Source organism: Streptomyces sp. GSL17-111 (assembly GCF_037911585.1).
GTDB lineage: Bacteria > Actinomycetota > Actinomycetes > Streptomycetales > Streptomycetaceae > Streptomyces.
Genome location: NZ_JBAJNS010000001.1, coordinates 1,754,132 through 1,771,436, shown reverse-complemented (window position 1 = coordinate 1,771,436; position 17,305 = coordinate 1,754,132). Strand labels below are relative to the sequence as shown.

15 protein-coding genes are annotated in these 17,305 nt (G+C 74.1%); 11 read left to right on the top strand and 4 right to left on the bottom strand.

What is annotated here, in order from left to right; genetic code table 11:
• Positions 1-3 precede the first annotated feature (3 nt).
• From V6D49_RS07485 to V6D49_RS07455, 7 genes are all read left to right on the top strand, one after another.
• Positions 4-3,396, top strand: coding sequence for an ATP-dependent DNA helicase (locus V6D49_RS07485; protein ID WP_340558195.1), 3,393 nt, complete (start codon positions 4-6; stop codon positions 3,394-3,396).
• A 55-nt stretch (positions 3,397-3,451) separates the two neighbouring features.
• Complete coding sequence (nudC, locus tag V6D49_RS07480; protein WP_340558194.1) at positions 3,452-4,396, top strand: NAD(+) diphosphatase; 945 nt, start codon at positions 3,452-3,454, stop codon at positions 4,394-4,396.
• A gap of 110 nt (positions 4,397-4,506) precedes the next feature.
• Positions 4,507-4,749, top strand: a complete 243-nt coding sequence (locus tag V6D49_RS07475) for a mycoredoxin (RefSeq protein WP_340558193.1) — start codon at positions 4,507-4,509, stop codon at positions 4,747-4,749.
• A gap of 125 nt (positions 4,750-4,874) precedes the next feature.
• Positions 4,875-7,106 carry an ATP-dependent DNA helicase UvrD2 gene (locus V6D49_RS07470; protein ID WP_340558192.1) on the top strand — a complete coding sequence of 744 codons (2,232 nt, stop codon included), beginning with the start codon at positions 4,875-4,877 and terminating at the stop codon, positions 7,104-7,106.
• Between the two features lie 216 nt (positions 7,107-7,322).
• Complete coding sequence (locus tag V6D49_RS07465; protein ID WP_340558190.1) at positions 7,323-7,616, top strand: hypothetical protein; 294 nt, start codon at positions 7,323-7,325, stop codon at positions 7,614-7,616.
• A gap of 121 nt (positions 7,617-7,737) precedes the next feature.
• Positions 7,738-8,091: a WhiB family transcriptional regulator gene (locus tag V6D49_RS07460; protein ID WP_340558189.1), complete on the top strand. Its 354-nt coding sequence runs from the start codon at positions 7,738-7,740 to the stop codon at positions 8,089-8,091.
• Between the two features lie 56 nt (positions 8,092-8,147).
• On the top strand, positions 8,148-8,396 hold the full coding sequence (locus tag V6D49_RS07455) for a hypothetical protein (protein ID WP_340558187.1): 249 nt from the start codon (positions 8,148-8,150) through the stop codon (positions 8,394-8,396).
• 148 nt (positions 8,397-8,544) lie between these two features.
• Here V6D49_RS07455 and V6D49_RS07450 read toward each other — a convergent pair whose 3' ends face one another.
• Together V6D49_RS07450 and V6D49_RS07445 are read right to left on the bottom strand one after the other, a co-directional pair.
• Entirely contained in the window at positions 8,545-9,966 is a 1,422-nt protein-coding gene (locus tag V6D49_RS07450) for an ABC1 kinase family protein (protein WP_340558185.1), read from the bottom strand.
• Between the two features lie 34 nt (positions 9,967-10,000).
• Positions 10,001-11,143: a ThiF family adenylyltransferase gene (locus V6D49_RS07445; RefSeq protein ID WP_340558183.1), complete on the bottom strand. Its 1,143-nt coding sequence runs from the start codon at positions 11,141-11,143 to the stop codon at positions 10,001-10,003.
• Between the two features lie 224 nt (positions 11,144-11,367).
• Here V6D49_RS07445 and V6D49_RS07440 point away from each other — a divergent pair, with 224 nt between their 5' ends.
• The 4 genes from V6D49_RS07440 (at position 11,368) to V6D49_RS07425 (ending at position 15,041) form a co-directional block, all read left to right on the top strand.
• A complete protein-coding gene (locus tag V6D49_RS07440) occupies positions 11,368-11,946 on the top strand; it encodes a M48 metallopeptidase family protein (protein WP_445330480.1) in 579 nt (192 codons plus the stop codon).
• 67 nt (positions 11,947-12,013) lie between these two features.
• Positions 12,014-13,600 (top strand): TerD family protein, encoded by a 1,587-nt coding sequence (locus V6D49_RS07435; RefSeq protein ID WP_340558181.1) that lies wholly within the window; start codon positions 12,014-12,016, stop codon positions 13,598-13,600.
• 11 nt (positions 13,601-13,611) lie between these two features.
• Positions 13,612-14,295 carry an AIM24 family protein gene (locus tag V6D49_RS07430; protein ID WP_340558179.1) on the top strand — a complete coding sequence of 228 codons (684 nt, stop codon included), beginning with the start codon at positions 13,612-13,614 and terminating at the stop codon, positions 14,293-14,295.
• A 14-nt stretch (positions 14,296-14,309) separates the two neighbouring features.
• Complete coding sequence (locus tag V6D49_RS07425; RefSeq protein WP_340558177.1) at positions 14,310-15,041, top strand: AIM24 family protein; 732 nt, start codon at positions 14,310-14,312, stop codon at positions 15,039-15,041.
• 67 nt (positions 15,042-15,108) lie between these two features.
• On the opposite strand, the gene V6D49_RS07420 is transcribed toward V6D49_RS07425, so the two are convergent.
• Both V6D49_RS07420 and V6D49_RS07415 read right to left on the bottom strand, forming a co-directional pair.
• Positions 15,109-15,636, bottom strand: coding sequence for an NUDIX hydrolase (locus V6D49_RS07420; RefSeq protein WP_340558176.1), 528 nt, complete (start codon positions 15,634-15,636; stop codon positions 15,109-15,111).
• Positions 15,633-17,099, bottom strand: a complete 1,467-nt coding sequence (locus V6D49_RS07415) for a zinc-dependent metalloprotease (RefSeq protein WP_340558175.1) — start codon at positions 17,097-17,099, stop codon at positions 15,633-15,635. The genes V6D49_RS07420 and V6D49_RS07415 overlap by 4 nt, the downstream gene beginning before the upstream one ends.
• Positions 17,100-17,305: the final 206 nt, after the last annotated feature.

Genomic DNA, 17,305 nt, shown 5'->3' with positions numbered 1-17,305 from the left:
GGGATGACGGCACGGCTCAGCGACCCCGGACAGCTCAGGGAGCTGCTCGGCATCCCCTTCACCGGGGAGCAGCTGGCCTGCATCACGGCCCCACCGGCGCCCCAGGTCGTCGTCGCGGGCGCCGGGTCCGGGAAGACGACGGTGATGGCCGCCCGCGTCGTATGGCTCGTGGGCACCGGCCAGGTCGCGCCCGACCGCGTGCTGGGGCTGACGTTCACCAACAAGGCGGCCGGCGAGCTGGCCGACCGGGTGCGCCGGGCACTCGTCTCGGCCGGCGTCCTCGACACCGACCCGGCCACCCCGGACGACGAACCGGGCGAGCCGGACATCTCGACCTACCACGCCTTCGCCGGGCGCCTGCTGACCGAACACGGGCTGCGCCTGGGCATCGAACCCACCGTCCGCCTGCTGGCCGACGCCACCCGCTTCCAGCTCGCGGCCTCCGTCCTGCGCTCCGCGCCCGGCCCGTTCGACGCGCTCACCAAGAGCCTCAGCGCCCTCGTCGAGGACCTCCTCGCCCTCGACTCCGAACTCTCCGAGCACCTCGTCGAACCGGAGCGCCTGCGCACCTACGACACCGAGCTCACCGCGCACCTGGAGAGCGATGCGGTACGGCTCACCAACGCCGCCCTGCGCAAGGTGCCGGAAACCGCCCACGGACGGCGCCAACTGCTCGGCCTCGTCGAGGAGTACCGGGCGCGCAAACGGGAGCGGGACCTCGTCGACTTCGGCGACCAGATCGCGCTCGCCGCCCGGCTGGCCCGCGACGTCCCGGAGGTCGGGCGGCTCCTGCGTGAGCAGTACGCCGTCGTCCTGCTCGACGAGTACCAGGACACCTCCGTCGCCCAGCGCGTCCTGCTCGCCGGCCTCTTCGGAAACGGCACCGGCCACCCCGTGACCGCCGTCGGCGACCCGTGCCAGGCCATCTACGGCTGGCGCGGCGCGTCCGTGGCCAACCTCGACGACTTCCCCCGCCACTTCGCCGGGCCGGACGACGCCCCCGCCGCCCGCTACGCCCTCAGCGAGAACCGGCGCAGCGGCGGCCGTCTGCTCGCCCTCGCCAACGACCTCGCCGCCCCGCTGCGCGCCCGGCACGCCGGGGTCGAGGCGCTGCGCCCGGCCCCCGGGGACGAACAGGCCGGGCGGGTGCGCTGCGCCCTGCTGGACACGCACGCCCGGGAGCTGGACTGGCTGGCCGACTCCCTCGCCCACGAGGTGCGCAGCGGCACCCCGCCGGGCGAGATCGCGGTGCTGTGCCGAGGAGCTGCGGACTTCGCCGAGATCCACGCGGCCCTCGTCGCCCGCGACCTCCCCGTCGAGGTCGTCGGGCTGTCCGGGCTGCTGCACCTGCCCGAGATCGCCGACCTCGTCGCCACCTGCGAGGTCCTCCAGGACCCGACGGCCAACGCCGCCCTCGTCCGGCTGCTCACCGGCCCGCGCTGGCGCGTCGGTCCGCGCGACCTCGCCCTGCTGGGCCGTCGCGCCCGGCTCCTGGCGGGGCCCCCGCCCCGCGACCAGGCCGACGCCGACGCCCGGCTCGCCGCCGCCGTCGAGGGCACCGACCCGGCCGAGATCGTCTCCCTGGCCGACGCCCTCGACACCTTCCTGGACCCGGGCGGGCACGAGGACGACCTGCCCTTCTCCGCCGCCGCCCGGGTCCGCTTCGCCCGGCTCGCCACCGAGATCCGGGAGCTGCGCCGCGCGCTGGCCGACCCGCTGATGGACGTCCTGCACCGGGTCCTCGCCGTCACCGGGCTCGAGGTGGAGCTGGCCGCCTCCCCGGAGGCGCTCGCCGCCCGCCGCCGCGAGACGCTGGGCACCTTCCTCGACCTCGCGGCGGGCTTCGCCTCGCTCGACGGGGAGGCGAGCCTCCTCGCCTTCCTCGGCTTCCTGCGCACCGCCGTCCGGTACGAGAAGGGCCTGGACAGCTCGCTCCCCGGAGGAGAGAACACGGTCAAGGTGCTCACCGCGCACAAGTCGAAGGGCCTGGAGTGGGACGTCGTCGCCGTCCCCGGACTCGTCGCCGGGCAGTTCCCCAGCGAGCGCGGCCAGGACTCCTGGCTCACCCAGCCCCGGGTGCTGCCGCACCCCCTGCGCGGCGACGCGGCCACCCTCCCCGAGCTGGCCGGATGGACGGCCAAGGACCGCAGCGCCTACGACACGGCCGTCAAGGAGCACCAGGCCACCGAGGAGCTCCGGCTCGGCTACGTTACCTTCACCCGGCCGCGCACCCTCCTCCTCGCCTCCGGGCACTGGTGGGGCCCCAGCCAGAAGAAGCCCCGCGGCCCCTCGCCGTTCCTCACCGCCGTACGGGCCCACGTCGAGGCCGACCCCGCCCACGGCGAGGTGGAGGTCTGGGCCGACGAACCGGCGGAGGGCACGGAGAACCCGGCCCTGGCCGGGCCCCGGCAGGAACGCGCCTGGCCGCTGCCGCTGGAGCCGGCCGCCCTCAAGCGGCGCCGGGAGGCCGCCGACGCCGTGCAGGCCCACCTCGCCGCCCTGGGTGCGCCGGAGCCGGTGATCCCCGCCCAGGCGTCCGCCCCGGAGGAGGCGACCGGTCCGGGCGAGGCGAGCGCACCGGAGGCCGACCCCGGCCTCACCCCCGAGGAGGCCCGGCTGGCCGCCTCCTGGGACCGCGACCTGACCGCCCTGGCCGGCGAGCTGCGCCGCACCCGCCGCACCCGCCGCGAGGTACCGCTGCCCGCCGTCCTGACCGCCTCCGACCTGCTGCGGCTCGCCGCCGACCCGGAGCAGTACGCACGCGACCTGGTGCGCCCGATGCCGCGCCCGCCCCGCCCCGCCGCCGCCCGCCGGGGCACCCGCTTCCACGCCTGGGTCGAGTCCCGGTACGAGGAACTGGCCCTGCCGATGCTCGGCCCCGACGAACTGCCGGGCGCCGAGGACGACGAGGTGTACCCGGCGGCGGCCGAGCTCGCCGACGAGCGGGACCTGGACGCGCTCAAGGACGCCTTCGCCCGCACCCCCTATGCCGAGCGCACCCCGTACCGCGTCGAGGCCCCCTTCCAGCTGGAACTGGCGGGCCGGATCGTGCGCGGCCGCATCGACGCCGTCTACCGGGACGCGGCCGGGTTCGAGATCGTCGACTGGAAGACCGGCCGCGGCCGGCACGCGGACCCGCTCCAGCTCGCCCTCTACCGGCTCGCCTGGGCCGAGGAGCACGGGCTGGAGCCCGAAGCCGTGCGAGCCGCGTTCCTGCACGTCCGCAGCGGACGGATCGTCCGGCCCGACGCACTCCCCGGCCGGGCGGAGCTGGAGCGGCTGCTCCTGCACGGCGAACAGCCCGCCGACCACACGTCAGCGCGTGTTCACCCAGCGCACCCGTCCACCGGTCCGGGCGGTGGAACCGCGACACACCCACCCGAACGGCACCGATAGGCTCGGCGGGCAGCCCCGCCCGCCCGAGCACGTCGACGAGGAGCAGCGAACCGCCGTGACGACCAGCACCGAGCAGCACCCCGCGCGCCCGATCTCGTTCGCCTCCAGCGGCGGCATCGACCGCAGCGCCGGGTACCGGCTGGACGAGGCGTGGCTGGCCGCCGCATGGAGCCATCCGACCACCCGCTGTTTCGTCGTCTCCGGCGGACAGGCCCTCGTCGTCGACACCGACGACGGCGGCACCGAGCTGGTCACGATGGCGTCCTTCGACGCGCCGATCACCGAGTCCCACCGCTACTTCCTGGGCACGGACACCGACGGCGTGCGCTACTTCGCCCTCCAGAAGGACGCGCTCCCCGGCCGCATGGACGACCTCGCCCGCCCCGCCGGGCTGCGGGAGGCGGGCGCCCTCCTCGCGGAGCGGGACACCGCGCTGCTCGTCCACGCCGTCGCACTGGAGAACTGGCAGCGCCTCCACCGCTTCTGCTCCCGCTGCGGCGAGCGCACCGTCATCGCGGCCGCCGGCCACATCCGCCGCTGCCCGGCCTGCGGCGCCGAGCACTACCCGCGTACGGACCCGGCGGTGATCATGCTCGTCACCGACGACCGCGACCGTGCCCTGCTCGGCCGCCAGGTGCACTGGCCCGAAGGGCGCTTCTCGACCCTCGCCGGGTTCGTCGAGCCGGGCGAGTCCCTGGAGAACGCGGTGATCAGGGAGACGGCCGAGGAGGCGGGCGTCACCGTCGGCAGCGTCGAGTACGTCGGCAGTCAGCCGTGGCCGTTCCCCACCACCCTCATGCTCGGCTTCATGGCCCGTGCCGTGTCCCCCGACATCACCGTTGACGGGGACGAGATCGAGGAGGCCCGCTGGTTCTCCCGCGAGGAGCTGGGCGCGGCGATCCGGGCGGGCGAGGTGTTGCCGATCACCGGCATCTCCATCGCCGCCCGGCTGGTCGAGCGCTGGTACGGTGGCCCGCTGCCCGTTCCGCCGCGCGGCTGACCGCACCGCCGCCCGCACGCGGACCCGGGGCCGGGCGGCCGGGAATCCTCGCGGCCCGTGCCGCGTTCCCCCCTGTGCCAGCCCACACGACGCGAAGGAGCACCAGCCCCATGCAGGGATCCGTGACGATGTACAGCACCACCTGGTGCGGCTACTGCCGCCGACTGAAGGGCCAGATGGACCGCGAGGGCATCCCCTACACCGAGGTCAACATCGAGCTCGACCCGGAGTCCGCCGCGTTCGTCGAGAAGGCCAACGGCGGCAACCAGACGGTGCCGACCCTGCTCTTCGCCGACGGCTCCACGCTGACCAACCCCTCCCTGGCGCAGATCAAGGAGAAGGTCGGCGTCTGAGGCGGCGCCCCGCCGTTCGACGTGGCCCGGGCTTCGGCCGTCCACAGCCGGGGGCGGTATGACGAACCGGCCCCGGCTGTGGACGGCCGGAGCGGGCCGCCGGGCGGACCTGGCAGCATGGCGGGGTGACAGCAGCGACGCGCGCCTCCGCCTTCCCCCGGGTACCGGAGACGGCCGACGCGGTGCTCGACGGGCTCGACCCGGAGCAGCGCGCGGTCGCCACGGCCCTGCACGGGCCCGTGTGCGTCCTGGCCGGCGCCGGGACGGGGAAGACGCGGGCCATCACGCACCGCATCGCCTACGGCGTCCGCACCGGTGTGCTGCCCCCCGCCGGCGTCCTCGCGGTGACGTTCACCAACCGGGCGGCCGGAGAGATGCGGGGCCGGCTCCGCCAGCTCGGGGCCGAAGGGGTCCAGGCCCGCACCTTCCACTCCGCCGCCCTGCGCCAGCTCCAGTACTTCTGGCCCCGCGCCGTCGGGGGCGAGCTGCCCCAGCTGCTGGACCGCAAGGCGGCGCTCGTCGGTGAGGCGGCCACCCGCAGCCGCCTGCGCCTGGACCGCACGGAGCTGCGGGACGTGACGGGCGAGATCGAGTGGGCGAAGGTCACCCGGACCGTCCCGGAGGACTACCCGGGCGCCGCCGCCCGCGCCGGGCGGCTCGTCCCCCGGGACGCCGGGGAGACGGCCCGGGTCTTCACCGCGTACGAGGAGCTCAAGCGCGAGCGGGGCCTCATCGATTTCGAGGACGTCCTGCTGCTGACCGTCGGCATCCTCCAGGACCGGCAGGACATCGCGGAGCAGGTCCGCAGCCAGTACCAGCACTTCGTGGTGGACGAGTACCAGGACGTCAGCCCCCTCCAGCAGCGGCTCCTGGAGCTGTGGCTCGGGGAGCGGGACTCCCTGTGCGTCGTCGGGGACGCCTCGCAGACGATCTACTCCTTCACCGGGGCGACCCCGGACCACCTGCTGGACTTCCGGGCCCGGCACCCGGCGGCCACCGTCGTGCGCCTCGTGCGTGACTACCGCTCCACCCCGCAGGTCGTGCACCTGGCGAACGGCCTGTTGTCCCAGGCCTCCGGCCGCGCCGCCCGGCACCGCCTCGCACTGCGCTCCCAGCGCGACCCCGGGCCGGAGCCCGGCTACACCGAGTTCGCGGACGAGCCGGCCGAGGCGGAGGACACCGCCCGGCGGGTGAGGCAGCTCATCGACACGGGCGTACCCCCGAGCGGGATCGCCGTCCTGTACCGGATCAACGCCCAGTCCGAGGTGTACGAGCAGGCCCTCGCCGACGCCGGCGTCCCGTGTCAGCTGCGGGGGGCCGAGCGCTTCTTCGAGCGGCCCGAGATCCGGGAGGCCGGTATCGCCCTGCGCGGTGCGGCACGTGCGGGCGACAACGATCCGCTGCTCGCGGGGGTGCGCGGGTTGGCCGCACGGGTGCGCGCGGTGCTCCGGGGGAGGGGCTGGCCGCCGCAGCCCCCGGCCGGTTCAGGAGCGGTGCGCGACCGCTGGGAGTCGCTGGCGGCCCTCGTCCGCCTGGCCGAGGACGTCGAACGGGCCCGGCCCGAGGCCACCGTGGCCGACTTCGTGGCCGAACTGGCCCAGCGGGCCGGAGCCCAGCACGCCCCGACGGTCGAGGGGGTCACGCTCGCCTCGCTCCACGCGGCGAAGGGCCTGGAGTGGGACGCCGTCTTCCTGGTGGGGCTGTGCGACGGCGTCCTGCCGATCAGCTACGCCCGCACCCCCGAACAGATCGAGGAGGAGCGGCGCCTGCTGTACGTCGGCGTGACGCGCGCCCGGCAGCACCTGCGGCTGTCGTGGTCGCTGTCCCGTACGCCGGGCGGCCGTCCCGGTCGGCGTCCCAGCCGGTTCCTCGACGGCCTGCGGCCCGGCTCCGGCTCGGGGTCCGGTTCCGGGGCGCCGGGGTCGCCCGCCTCGGGCGGCACCGGGTCGGTGGCGGGCGACCCCGGCGCCGGCGCCGAGCGGGGCGGCGAGCGGGCGCGGCCCGCCCGGCGGCGCTCCCTGGTGCGGTGCCGGGTGTGCGGCCGCACGCTGACCGACGCCGGGGAGGTCAAGCTCATGCGGTGCGAGGGCTGCCCCTCCGACCTCGACGAGGAGCTGTACGAGCGGCTGCGCGAGTGGCGCTCCGCCCAGGCCGGGCGGATCGGCCAGCCCGACTTCTGCGTCTTCACCGACAAGACCCTCATGGCCATCGCGGAGCGGGTCCCGGACGACGAGGGGGAGCTGCGCTCCATTGCCGGGGTGACCGCCCGCAAGGCACGGTCCTTCGGGGCGGAGGTGCTGGCGCTGTGCGCGGGCGAGGAGTGGGACCCCGCACGCCCTGCCGGACAAGCGGAATAACCGCTTCCCTCCGTGGCTCCGACGTCCCCGCTCCGACCGGCGGAAACCCGCCGGAAAAATAGTTTGCGCGCGCCGCCACGCGCCCCATAGCCTTCGGAACGTGGAGAGGCGGGAAGCTTTCCGGCTCCGGCCGCTCCATGCTGTACTTATCCCTGAACATGTTCGGGACCGGCTCCGGCCGGTTTCCGGCCGAGACGCCGAGAGGAGGCGAGACCAGTGAACGGAATCATCGACATCACCCCCGGCAGCACCCGTGCCCTCACGACCGCTCACTCGGTCGTTGCCACCCGCTCCCTCGGCGCCGGAGTCCCGGCCACCGGTCTGTCCGGTGTCCGGACGCGCGCCGAGCGACCGGCCGGGGCGTCCGCAGTGGTGGCGGTGGCACAGGCCAAGGCCTGCGCCTTTACCGCAGCGGCCGTGGATGCCGGCGCATGCCAGAAGCAGCAGTACAGCAAGCACCACACGATGTGGGCCTTCCGTGGGCCTGAACCCTGGAGAGATCCAGCCTGATCGGCGATCAGGTCGGCACCTTCCAGGGCCGCGGAACCCACATCGGGTACCGCGGCCCTTCTGTTTGCCCAAGCAGCCCGGTCACCAGCCGGACCGACAACGACAGACGAGGAAGTCACCAGTGCAGACGCACACCCCGTCACCGCAGACCGACCTGAACCCGCCTGATCCCACGGAGGACCCCTTGACCGCCTTCCCCACGCTCACCGAGCTGGACGACGCCATCGACCGGCTCGGCGTGGCCGTTCCCTGCCGGAGCTACGACCCCGAGGTCTTCTTCGCCGAGGCCCCCGCCGACGTCGAGTACGCCAAGTCCCTCTGCCAGACGTGCCCGCTGCGCGAGGCCTGCCTCGCCGGGGCGAAGGACCGGCGCGAGCCCTGGGGCGTCTGGGGCGGCGAGCTCTTCGTCCAGGGCGTCGTGGTGCCCCGCAAGCGGCCGCGTGGCCGCCCTCGCAAGAACCCGGTCGCGGCATGAACGCCCCCGGCACGATCGACAGTCCGTCCGCCCACGGACCCGCGGAGCAGGACCCGATGAACGACACGATCTTCCCCGCCTACGAGCGCGGCCGGGCCGAGCGGCCCGGCGCCCCACAGAACAGGACCCGTCAGATGCAACTCCTGCCCGAAACCTTGAGCAGGGCCCGAATACAGCAGTACCGCAGCGAGGCCAAGGCCGAGCAACTGGCGTATCAGCTGGTGCTCGCCCGGCGCATGCAGCGGAAGGCCGAACGTGCCTCGATGCGTGCCCGCAGGGCCATCGCGAGGACCGTCATGTACTGAGCACCAGGGAGGCGACCGTGATCCGGCACCGGCACAACGGTGACCACCACACGACCTGACCCAGGACAGCAGCACGGCAGAACCGGTGCGGACCGCACCGGAACCGGGGCCGGGGCGCGTCGGCGCTCCGGCCCCCGCGCGTCACGCCTCAGGCGACCGTGCCCGCCACGGCGGTCGGCCCCTCCGGCCCGCTCCCCTTCACCTCGGACGGCTCGACCTCGGCTTCCTCGACCTCCTCGACCTCGGCTTCCTCGACCTCGTCCGCGGCGAAGCCCGGGAGCCAGTCCTCCAACTCGTCCCGCAGCCGCACGTGCGCTCCGAGCTGGCACAGCACCCCGATCGTGCTCAGCCAGACGCGATGGATCAGCAGGTACGAGGGCGGCAGGTTGAGCTGCTTGCCCAACTGGTAGGCGGGGGAGCGACGGTCGGCGAGGGTGGTCGTCTGCTTGCGCAGCCACTCCCGGGAGAACGGGAAGCTGTCGACGACGGCGGGTTCGATCAGCGGCTGAAGGTAGTCGTACACCGCCTCCGGGTCGAGCTCGACGTCGGGCTTGACGAAGCCTTCTTCGCGCAGCACCGCGTACACCGCGTCGACGTGGCCTTCCAGCGTCATCCGCAGCGCGACCCCGATCGGCTCGGGCAGCCCCTCGGGGAGGCGGTTGACGGTGCCGAAATCCATGACCCCGAGCCGGCCGTCGTCGAGCAGCCGGAAGTTTCCGGGGTGCGGATCCGCGTGCAGGAGACCCGTGCGCGCGGTGCCGCAGAACAGGAACCGTGCCAGGAGCTGCCCCACGTGGTCGCGGTCGTCCTGCGTGCCCTCACGGATGACCGCGGCCAGCGGTGTCCCGTCCATCCACTCGGTGACCAGCACCTGCTCGCACTGGCGCACCACGTCGGGCACGCACACGTCGGGATCCCCGGCGAACTCCGCCGCGTACGCCCGCTGGGCCTCCGCCTCCAACGCGTAGTCCAGTTCTTCGGCCACCCGCTCCCGCATCTCGGCTATGAGCGGCTTGACCTCCATGCCCGGAACGAGGGGCCCCAGCACCCGGGCGAACCGGCCCAGCTGGGCGAGGTCCGAGAGGAGCGCCTCCCCGGCGCCCGGATACTGGACCTTGACCGCCACCTCGCGGCCGTCGTGCCATACGGCCCGGTGCACCTGGCCGATCGAGGCGGCCGCGGCCGGCTTGTCGCTGAACTCGATGAACAGGTCCCGCCACTCCTCACCCAGCCGCTGGGCGAGGACTTTGTGCACCGTGGCGGCGGGCATCGGCGGTGCCGCTTCCTGGAGCTTGGTGAGCGCGGCGCGGTAGGGGCCGGCCACGTCCTCGGGCAGCACCGACTCGAACACCGACATCGCCTGCCCGAACTTCATGGCTCCGCCCTTGAGGGAGCCCAGCGTGGAGAACAGCTGCTCGGCGGTGCGCTGCTGCAGTTCGGCGGCGATGGCCTCGGCGGGTCGGCCCCCGAGGCGCTTGCCGAGGCCGAGCGCCGTCCGGCTCGCGAACCCGAGCGGCAGCGCCGCCAGCTTGGCGGTCCGGGTCACTGCCTTGCGGGGAAGATCTGACATGCACCCCTCCAACTCGCGGATCGGCTCCGGCGGCTCAGGCGCCACCCGGCCCGGACGCCATGGTCACCTCTGCTGCGTCCCACGTCGAGGCTGTGGCGCAGGACTCGTCCCTCTCCTGTGCCGCAGCCCCGCAGGGGCACTCCTCATACGGTCGCACAGCCTCCTCCTCGTGCCGCAGCCCGGGCAGGGTGAAGGAGAGGCGTGTGCCGGGGCGGGCGGCGCCGTCCCCGTCGAGGAGGCTCAGCGCGAAGGACGCGGCGGCCCCGGCCGTCACCGTCGCCAGCGCCATGTCGCAGGCCACGGGACCGGTACGCCGGGCCTGCCGCCACTGGCCCAGCATGAGGGGCCAGGCGGGCTCCCGCGCGGCCCGCCCCCGCAGTATGCAGTCCGCGCACGCCGACTGGCCGGGGAGAACGAGCGGGCCCACGAACCCGGTGGCCTCCACCACGCCGGTGTACAGGTGCGGCCGACCCGCGGCGATCAGCTCCCGGGCCGCGTCGGCCTCCGGGGCGTACGCCGCCAGCCCGTCGCGTGGGGCGATGATCACCAGGTCCAGACCGCCGTCCGGACGGCCGGGGGCGGCGTCACGCGGACGACGCGACCAGGGGGCGGACCGGACCACCGCCTTGCGCAGCGCCGCTGTGCGACGCTCGCCCGTCTGCCGGGGACCCAACCCACCGGGCGCGGTGTCCCACTCGCTCACACAGCCGCCGTCCACGACGTCGATCCGGCCCACCCCGGCTGCCGCGAGAAGGGACGCCAGCGTGCCGCCGACGCGGCCCCCGCCCCGAACCTGGACGTGAGCCGAGCGGCGCGCCGCCAGGAGGCGTACCGCGGTTCCCGCCCGCGGGTGCACGACGGAGAGGGAGGCCAGGTCCGGGCGCAGCGCCTCGGGCACGGCCACCGCCGCGCCCCGCCCGGCGGAGGCGTCGTCCAGCAGCCCGGCACCGGCCAGCCGCTCCACGACCCCGTCCGCCGCGCCGTTCCCCAGGCCGAGGCTTCTGGCCAGCTGTCTCAGCTGTTCCATGCTCCGCGTGCCGTCCAGCAGGTCGAGGAAGCTTCCGGTGGCCGTGTCCACCGGGCCGAGCACGACCGCGTGGGCGGGCGTGACCCCGTACTGGACCGTCTGCCGGTCCCGCCAGCTCCTGCGCAGTGCGGACTTGATCTTCGGATGCATCTCCCGCCCCCTCCGTTATGGCGATACGCCCGACCCCGGCGGACGTGCGCCCGTGAACAGTCAAACCGCGCGAATGCGGCCAGTTCTGACAACTGGCCTCAGCATGGACCAGATCGCCGAGAGCTGCGTGGAGTTGTCCACAGGGCGTGGGTGATGGTCGTACTAGTCATGCGCGAGAGTCACATGGCCTCGGCAGCCGCCGTCCGGGCCGGTACCGTCGGACCGTGACCGCCGAACCTCTCGACAGCGTCCCGCCGCCGAGCTCCGCAGAAGCCCCGGACCCAGGGCGGGTCGAAGTGCGCCGCAGCGACCGACGCCGCCGTACCGTCTCGGCGTACCGGGAGGACGGCCGCACCGTCGTGCTCATCCCCGCCCGCATGTCCCTCGCCGACGAACGGCGCTGGGTCGCGGTCATGCTCGACAAGCTGGCCGCGCAGGAAAGCCGGCGCACCCCTCCGGACGGGGAGCTGGCCGGCCGGGCCCTCGGCCTGTCCGACCAGTACCTCGGCGGTCGCGCCCGTCCCGTCTCCGTCCGCTGGGTCACGAACCAGAACACCCGCTGGGGCTCGTGCACGCCCGCCGAGGGGACGATCCGGCTCTCCCACCGTCTGCAGGGCATGCCCGAGTACGTGCTCGACTACGTCCTGCTGCACGAGCTGGCCCACCTGCTCGTACCCGGCCACGGGCCGGAGTTCTGGCGGCTGCTCGACGCCTACCCGCGCACCGAGCGGGCCCGCGGCTACCTGGAGGGCGTGGCCTCGGCCGGGCGGCTGCCGCATGCCCGCGGCGCACGCGACGGCTGACCTCGCGGCCGGACCGGTTAGCCTGACGCACCAGGGTTCCAGCACGGATGGGGGACGGTCGTTACGCATGGCCAGGGAATTCCAGCGCGGCCACAAGGCCAGACTCAGTGATCTGACGGCGGGGACGGATCTGTACATCGGTGTGCGGATCACCGGGCCCGGCCTGGCGTTCGACATCAGCTGCTTCGGACTCGACGCCGACGAACGCCTGTCGGACGACCGTTACTTCGTCTTCTACAACCAGCCGAAGTCCCCCGAGGGCGCCATCCAGCAACTCGGTGCGCAGGCCGGCGACACCGAGTCCTTCCGGGTGACGTTCGACAAGGTCCCGGACGCCGTGCGCCGCCTCTCCTTCACCGCCACCATCGACGGCGACGGCCAGATGTCCCAGGTCGCGCCGGGCTACCTGCGCATCGTCGCGGGTGGCGAGGAAGTGGCCCGCTACGCGTTCGACGGCTCGGAGTTCAGCACCGAGCGCGCGGTCATGCTCGGTGACTTCTACGTCAAGGACGTCTGGCGCTTCGCCGCCGTCGGCCAGGGCTTCGACGGTGGGCTGGCCGCGCTGCTCCAGCACTTCGGGGGCGAGCTCGCCGAGGAGGCGCAGGCCCCGGAGACGTCGGCGGCCGAGGCCCCCGGCTTCGCCCCGCCCGCCGGTGCCGCGCCGGCCTTCGCCCCGCCGCCGGGCGGCCAGCCGTCCCCGGCCCCCGTGCCCGCTCCCGCGCGGCCCCCGGCTCCGGCGCCCGCCCAGCAGCCGCCCGCCGCGCCCGTTCCGCAGCACGCGGCTCCGACGATCGCCGCCCCGATGCCGGCTCCGGCGGCGCAGCCCCCCGGTCCGCCCCAGCCGCCCGGTCCGCCCCAGCCGCCCGGTCCGCCCCAGCCGCCGGGCTCCTTCTCGCCGCCCGGCGTGCCCGCGCAGGCGTCGCCCCCCGGCTTCGGCCAGCAGCCGCCCGGCCCGGCGGTCCCCGGCGGCTACGGCGTTCCCCAGCAGGGCGGCGCCGGGCTGCGCGTCAGCCTGGAGAAGTACCGCGAGGTGCCCGTCGGCCGGCGCTGGACGCCGCAGAACGGCCAGCTGGTGCGCGCCGACCTCGGCGTCGACCCGCAGCCGGTGCTCGCCCGCCAGGGGAGCATGGTGCTGTACCAGGGCGATGTCGACTTCAGCCACAAGAGCGCCGGTTTCGTCGGGCGGGTGGTCGGGCAGGCCACCGGCCAGGAGATGCAGCTCATGCGCTGCGTCGGTCGCGGTCAGGTCTTCTTCGCCGACGACAGCAGCCACCTCCACCCGATCGAGCTCCAGGGCGACGGCATCTGCGTCTCGGCGGAGAACGTGCTGGCCTTCGACGAGACGCTGCACTACGAGGTGCGGCGCATCGAGGGGCAGGGCATTCCGGGCGGTGTGCTGTTCACGATGCAGTTCCAGGGCACCGGCACCGTCGTGGTCAAGACCCACGGCACCCCCGTCGTCCTGCCCGTCACCCCGATGACGTACGCCGACGCGCAGGCGGTCGTCGCCTGGTCGTCCGCCGCGCAGGTGATCGTCTCCACCCAGGTCCGGCTGCGCCGCACGGCCTATCCGGGGCACAGCGGCGAAAGCGTGAACCTCCAGTTCCGGGGCGCCCCCGGGAACTTCATCGTCGTCCAGCCCTACGAGGTCTGAGGGAGCCCGTCATGACCCAGCAACCGCTCGCGGGCTTCGCCCCGACGCCGCCGGCCGCCCGCATGGAGAACCACGGCAGCCACATGCTCAAGGTCGCCATGGCCTCCGGGCAGGATCTGTACGCCCGCACCGGCTCGATGATCTCCTACGAGGGCTTCGTGCAGTACGAGCCCAACCCGCCGGCCGTGCGGCAGCAGGCCGCTCAGTGGCTCACCGGCGAGGGCGCGCCGCTGATGCGCTGCCACGGGGACGGGCTGCTCTATCTCGCCGACTACGGAGCCGACGTGGTCGTCGTGCACCTCGCCGACGACTCCGTCTCGGTCAACGGCACCAACCTCCTCGCCTTCGACGCGCACCTCCAGTTCGGCGTCGAGCGGGTGAAGGGCCTGGCCAAGCTGGCCGGACAGGGCCTGTTCAACGTCACCGTCGCCGGTACCGGCTGGGTGGCCCTGACCTCCCGCGGCACCCCGGTCGTCGTGGACTGCGGCCGGGGCGAGGACGAGACGTACGTCGACCCGGACGCGCTGGTCGCCTGGTCGACGAAGCTCAAGGTGAAGGGCAAGCGCAGTTTCAAGGCATCGGCCCTGATCGGGCGGGGCAGCGGGGAGGCGTTCCAGCTCGGGTTCTCCGGGCAGGGCTTCGTCGTCGTCCAGCCCAGCGAGGACAGCGCCGACCGCCTGCGTGTGCGCGGCTGAGGGGGAGGAACACCATGCAGAGTCCGCTTTTCGCCCACACCGAGGTGCAGGACGCGCCGCCGTTCGCCCTCCAGAACGACAAGATGCTGCGCGTGGCCGTCAGCGGCCAGCGGGACGTGCTCGCCCGCAAGGGCAGCATGGTCGCCTACCAGGGGCAGGTCCAGTTCGACGGCGAGTACCAGCCCCGGGGCCGGCGCCGGGGCGTCGACCACCTGGACCTGATGCGCTGCTCGGGCGAGGGCACGGTCTTCTTCGCCAACCTGGCACAGGACGTGCACGTGCTGGAGGTGCCCCGCGACGGCCTGACCGTGGACAGCGGGTACGTCCTCGCCCTCGACTCGGGTCTCCACTGGGAGGTCGTCAGCGTCGACAGCCAGTACGGCATCTCGGGCACGGGCAAGTACAACCTGCTCATCACCGGTCAGGGACAGCTGGCCCTCATGACGTCCGGGAAGCCGTTGCTGATGCCGGTGACCCCGGAGCGCTACGTCAGCGTCGACTCCGACGCCGTCGTCGCCTGGTCGACCGGCCTGACGGTGCAGATGCAGGCCCAGACCAGCTCCTCCGGCGTGTGGCGCCGCCGGGGCAACACCGGCGAGGGCTGGGAGCTGAACTTCATGGGCCACGGGTTCGTCCTCGTCCAGCCCAGTGAACTCCTGCCGCCGCAGAACGCGCAGCTCGGCGGTGGCGTGCGGGGCCAGTTCGGCATGGACCGTCCGACCGGGGGCAACGTCTTCACCAACTGACCGGGCCGTAGCGGCGCCCGCCCCCGCAGGGCGGCGGGCGCCACCACGATCCCGGTCCGGATTCCGCTCAGAGCAGCCGCCGGGCCCGTTCCACGAGCCGGACGACGGAGGCGTCGGCCACCTCGGCCACCTCGTCGAACGCGAACCACCGCAGCTCCAGCGACTCGGCGCTGGCCGCCTCCACCGCCCCGGCCGGAGCGACCGCCACGTACTGCACGTCCAGGTGCCAGGCACACGGCGTGTGGTGCCGGTCCAGCCGGGCCGGGCCACCGGGCAGCAGCGCGAGCCCCGCCACACCGGACTCCTCGGTGGCCTCCCGCAGGGCGGCACCGGCCAGCGTGGCGTCCTCCGGCTCGCAGTGCCCGCCGGTCTGCAGCCACATGCGCAGCTTCCCGTGCAGGGTCAGCAGCGCACGGCGGGCGGCGGCGTCGACGACGAGCGCGCTCGCCGTCAGATGGCCCGGTGCGCAGGAGCGCCGCATGGCGTCCGGCCGGGACGCCAGGTGGTCCAGGTACGCCTGCCGCAGCCGCTCCTGCGACTCCTCCGGTGCGGACCACTCCTTCAGCGTCCGCACGGCGTCCTCGTGCAGGCTCACCGGGCGTCGTCGTCCTTGCTTCCGTCGCCGTCCTCGCCGTGACCGTCGTCCTCGCCGCGCCCGTCGGCGCGCTTCTCCGGCTTCTCCGGTGCCGTGCCCTCCGCCGCCGCGCCCAGCATCCGGTCCAGCTCGGAGAAGTCCGGGTGCTCGTGGTGGACGAAGCCGTCGGGGTCGTCCAGGTCGGCCGCGGTGGGCAGCATGTCGGGGTGCTCCCACAGGGCGTCCCGGCCCTCGGCCCCACGGGCGTCGGCCAGGGAGGCCCACAGCCGGGAGGCGTCCCGCAGCCTGCGGGGGCGCAGCTCCAGACCGATCAGCGTCGCGAACGTCTGCTCGGCCGGGCCACCGGTGGCCCGCCGCCGGCGCAGCGTCTCCCGCAGGGCGTCCGCCGCGGGCAGGTGCGGTTGCGCGGCGGCGTGCACGACGGCGTCCACCCAGCCCTCCACCAGGGCCAGCGCCGTCTCCAGCCGGGCGAGCGCCGCCTTCTGCTCCGGGGTGTCCTCGGGCTGGAACATGCCCTGCTGCAGCTTCTCCTGCAGTTCCTCGGGACGGCTCGGGTCGAGCTGTCCGACGACGTCCTCCAGCTTGGCCGTGTCGACGGCGATGCCCCGCGCGTAGCCCTCCACGGCTCCGAACAGGTGCGAGCGCAGCCACGGCACGTGGGCGAACAGCCGCTGGTGGGCGGCCTCGCGCAGGGCCAGGTACAGCCGGACCTCCTCCTGCGGGACGCCGAGGCCCTCGCCGAAGGCCGCGATGTTGCGCGGCAGGAGGGCGGCCTTGCCGGCCGGGCCGAGCGGCAGCCCCACGTCCGTCGAGCCGACGACCTCACCGGCGAGGACGCCGAGGGCCTGACCGATCTGGGTGCCGAACATCGCGCCGCCCATCGACCGCATCATGCCGAGCAGCGGACCGGCCATGGCCTGCATCTCCTCGGGCAGGACGTCCCCCATCGCGGCGCCCACACGCTCCGCCACCGGGTCGACCAGCTCCTTCCAGACCGGCAGGGTGGCCTCCACCCACTCGGCGCGGCTCCAGGCCACCGTGGTCCCGGCGCCGGACGGCAGGGAGGTGACGCCGTCGAGCCACAGGTCGGCCAGGCGCAGGGCCTCCTCGGCCTGCGCCCGCTCCTGGGGGCCGACACTCGCGTCCTTGGAGCCGTCGGCCGCGCCCTGGGCGACGGTCTGCCGGGCGATGTCCTTGGCCATGTCCCAGTTGACCGGACCGCCCTCGTAGCTGAGCATCTGGCCGAGCCGCTGGAAGGCCGCGCCGAGGTCGTTCGGGTTCATCCCGCCGGGGCCGCCCAGCGAGCCGAACATGGCGGCGAGAGGGTTGTTCGGGTCGCCCGGACCGCCCGGCATGCCGCCGAAGCCGAAGGGGTTCCCGCCCTCGCCGCCCTTCTTCCGGCCGTCGTCGCCGTCCTCCGGCTCCTCCGGCGGGAGGCCGAATCCGAATGGGGTGTCACTCACGGAAAGTCCTCGGCTCTGTCGGTGGGTCGTCGGGTCGGCCGGGCCCGGCAGATGTGTGCAGGTCCGTGGCCGGCCCGGTGGGCCGCGTGCGGAAGGCGCGGGGAGCGCCGGAACCGCAGCGTCGGGTGGGTGGGTCCTTCCGAGAACGGCCCACCCGTTTCGCGGGCACTCCCTCCAGCCTAGACACCTGTCAGGCAGGATGGGGC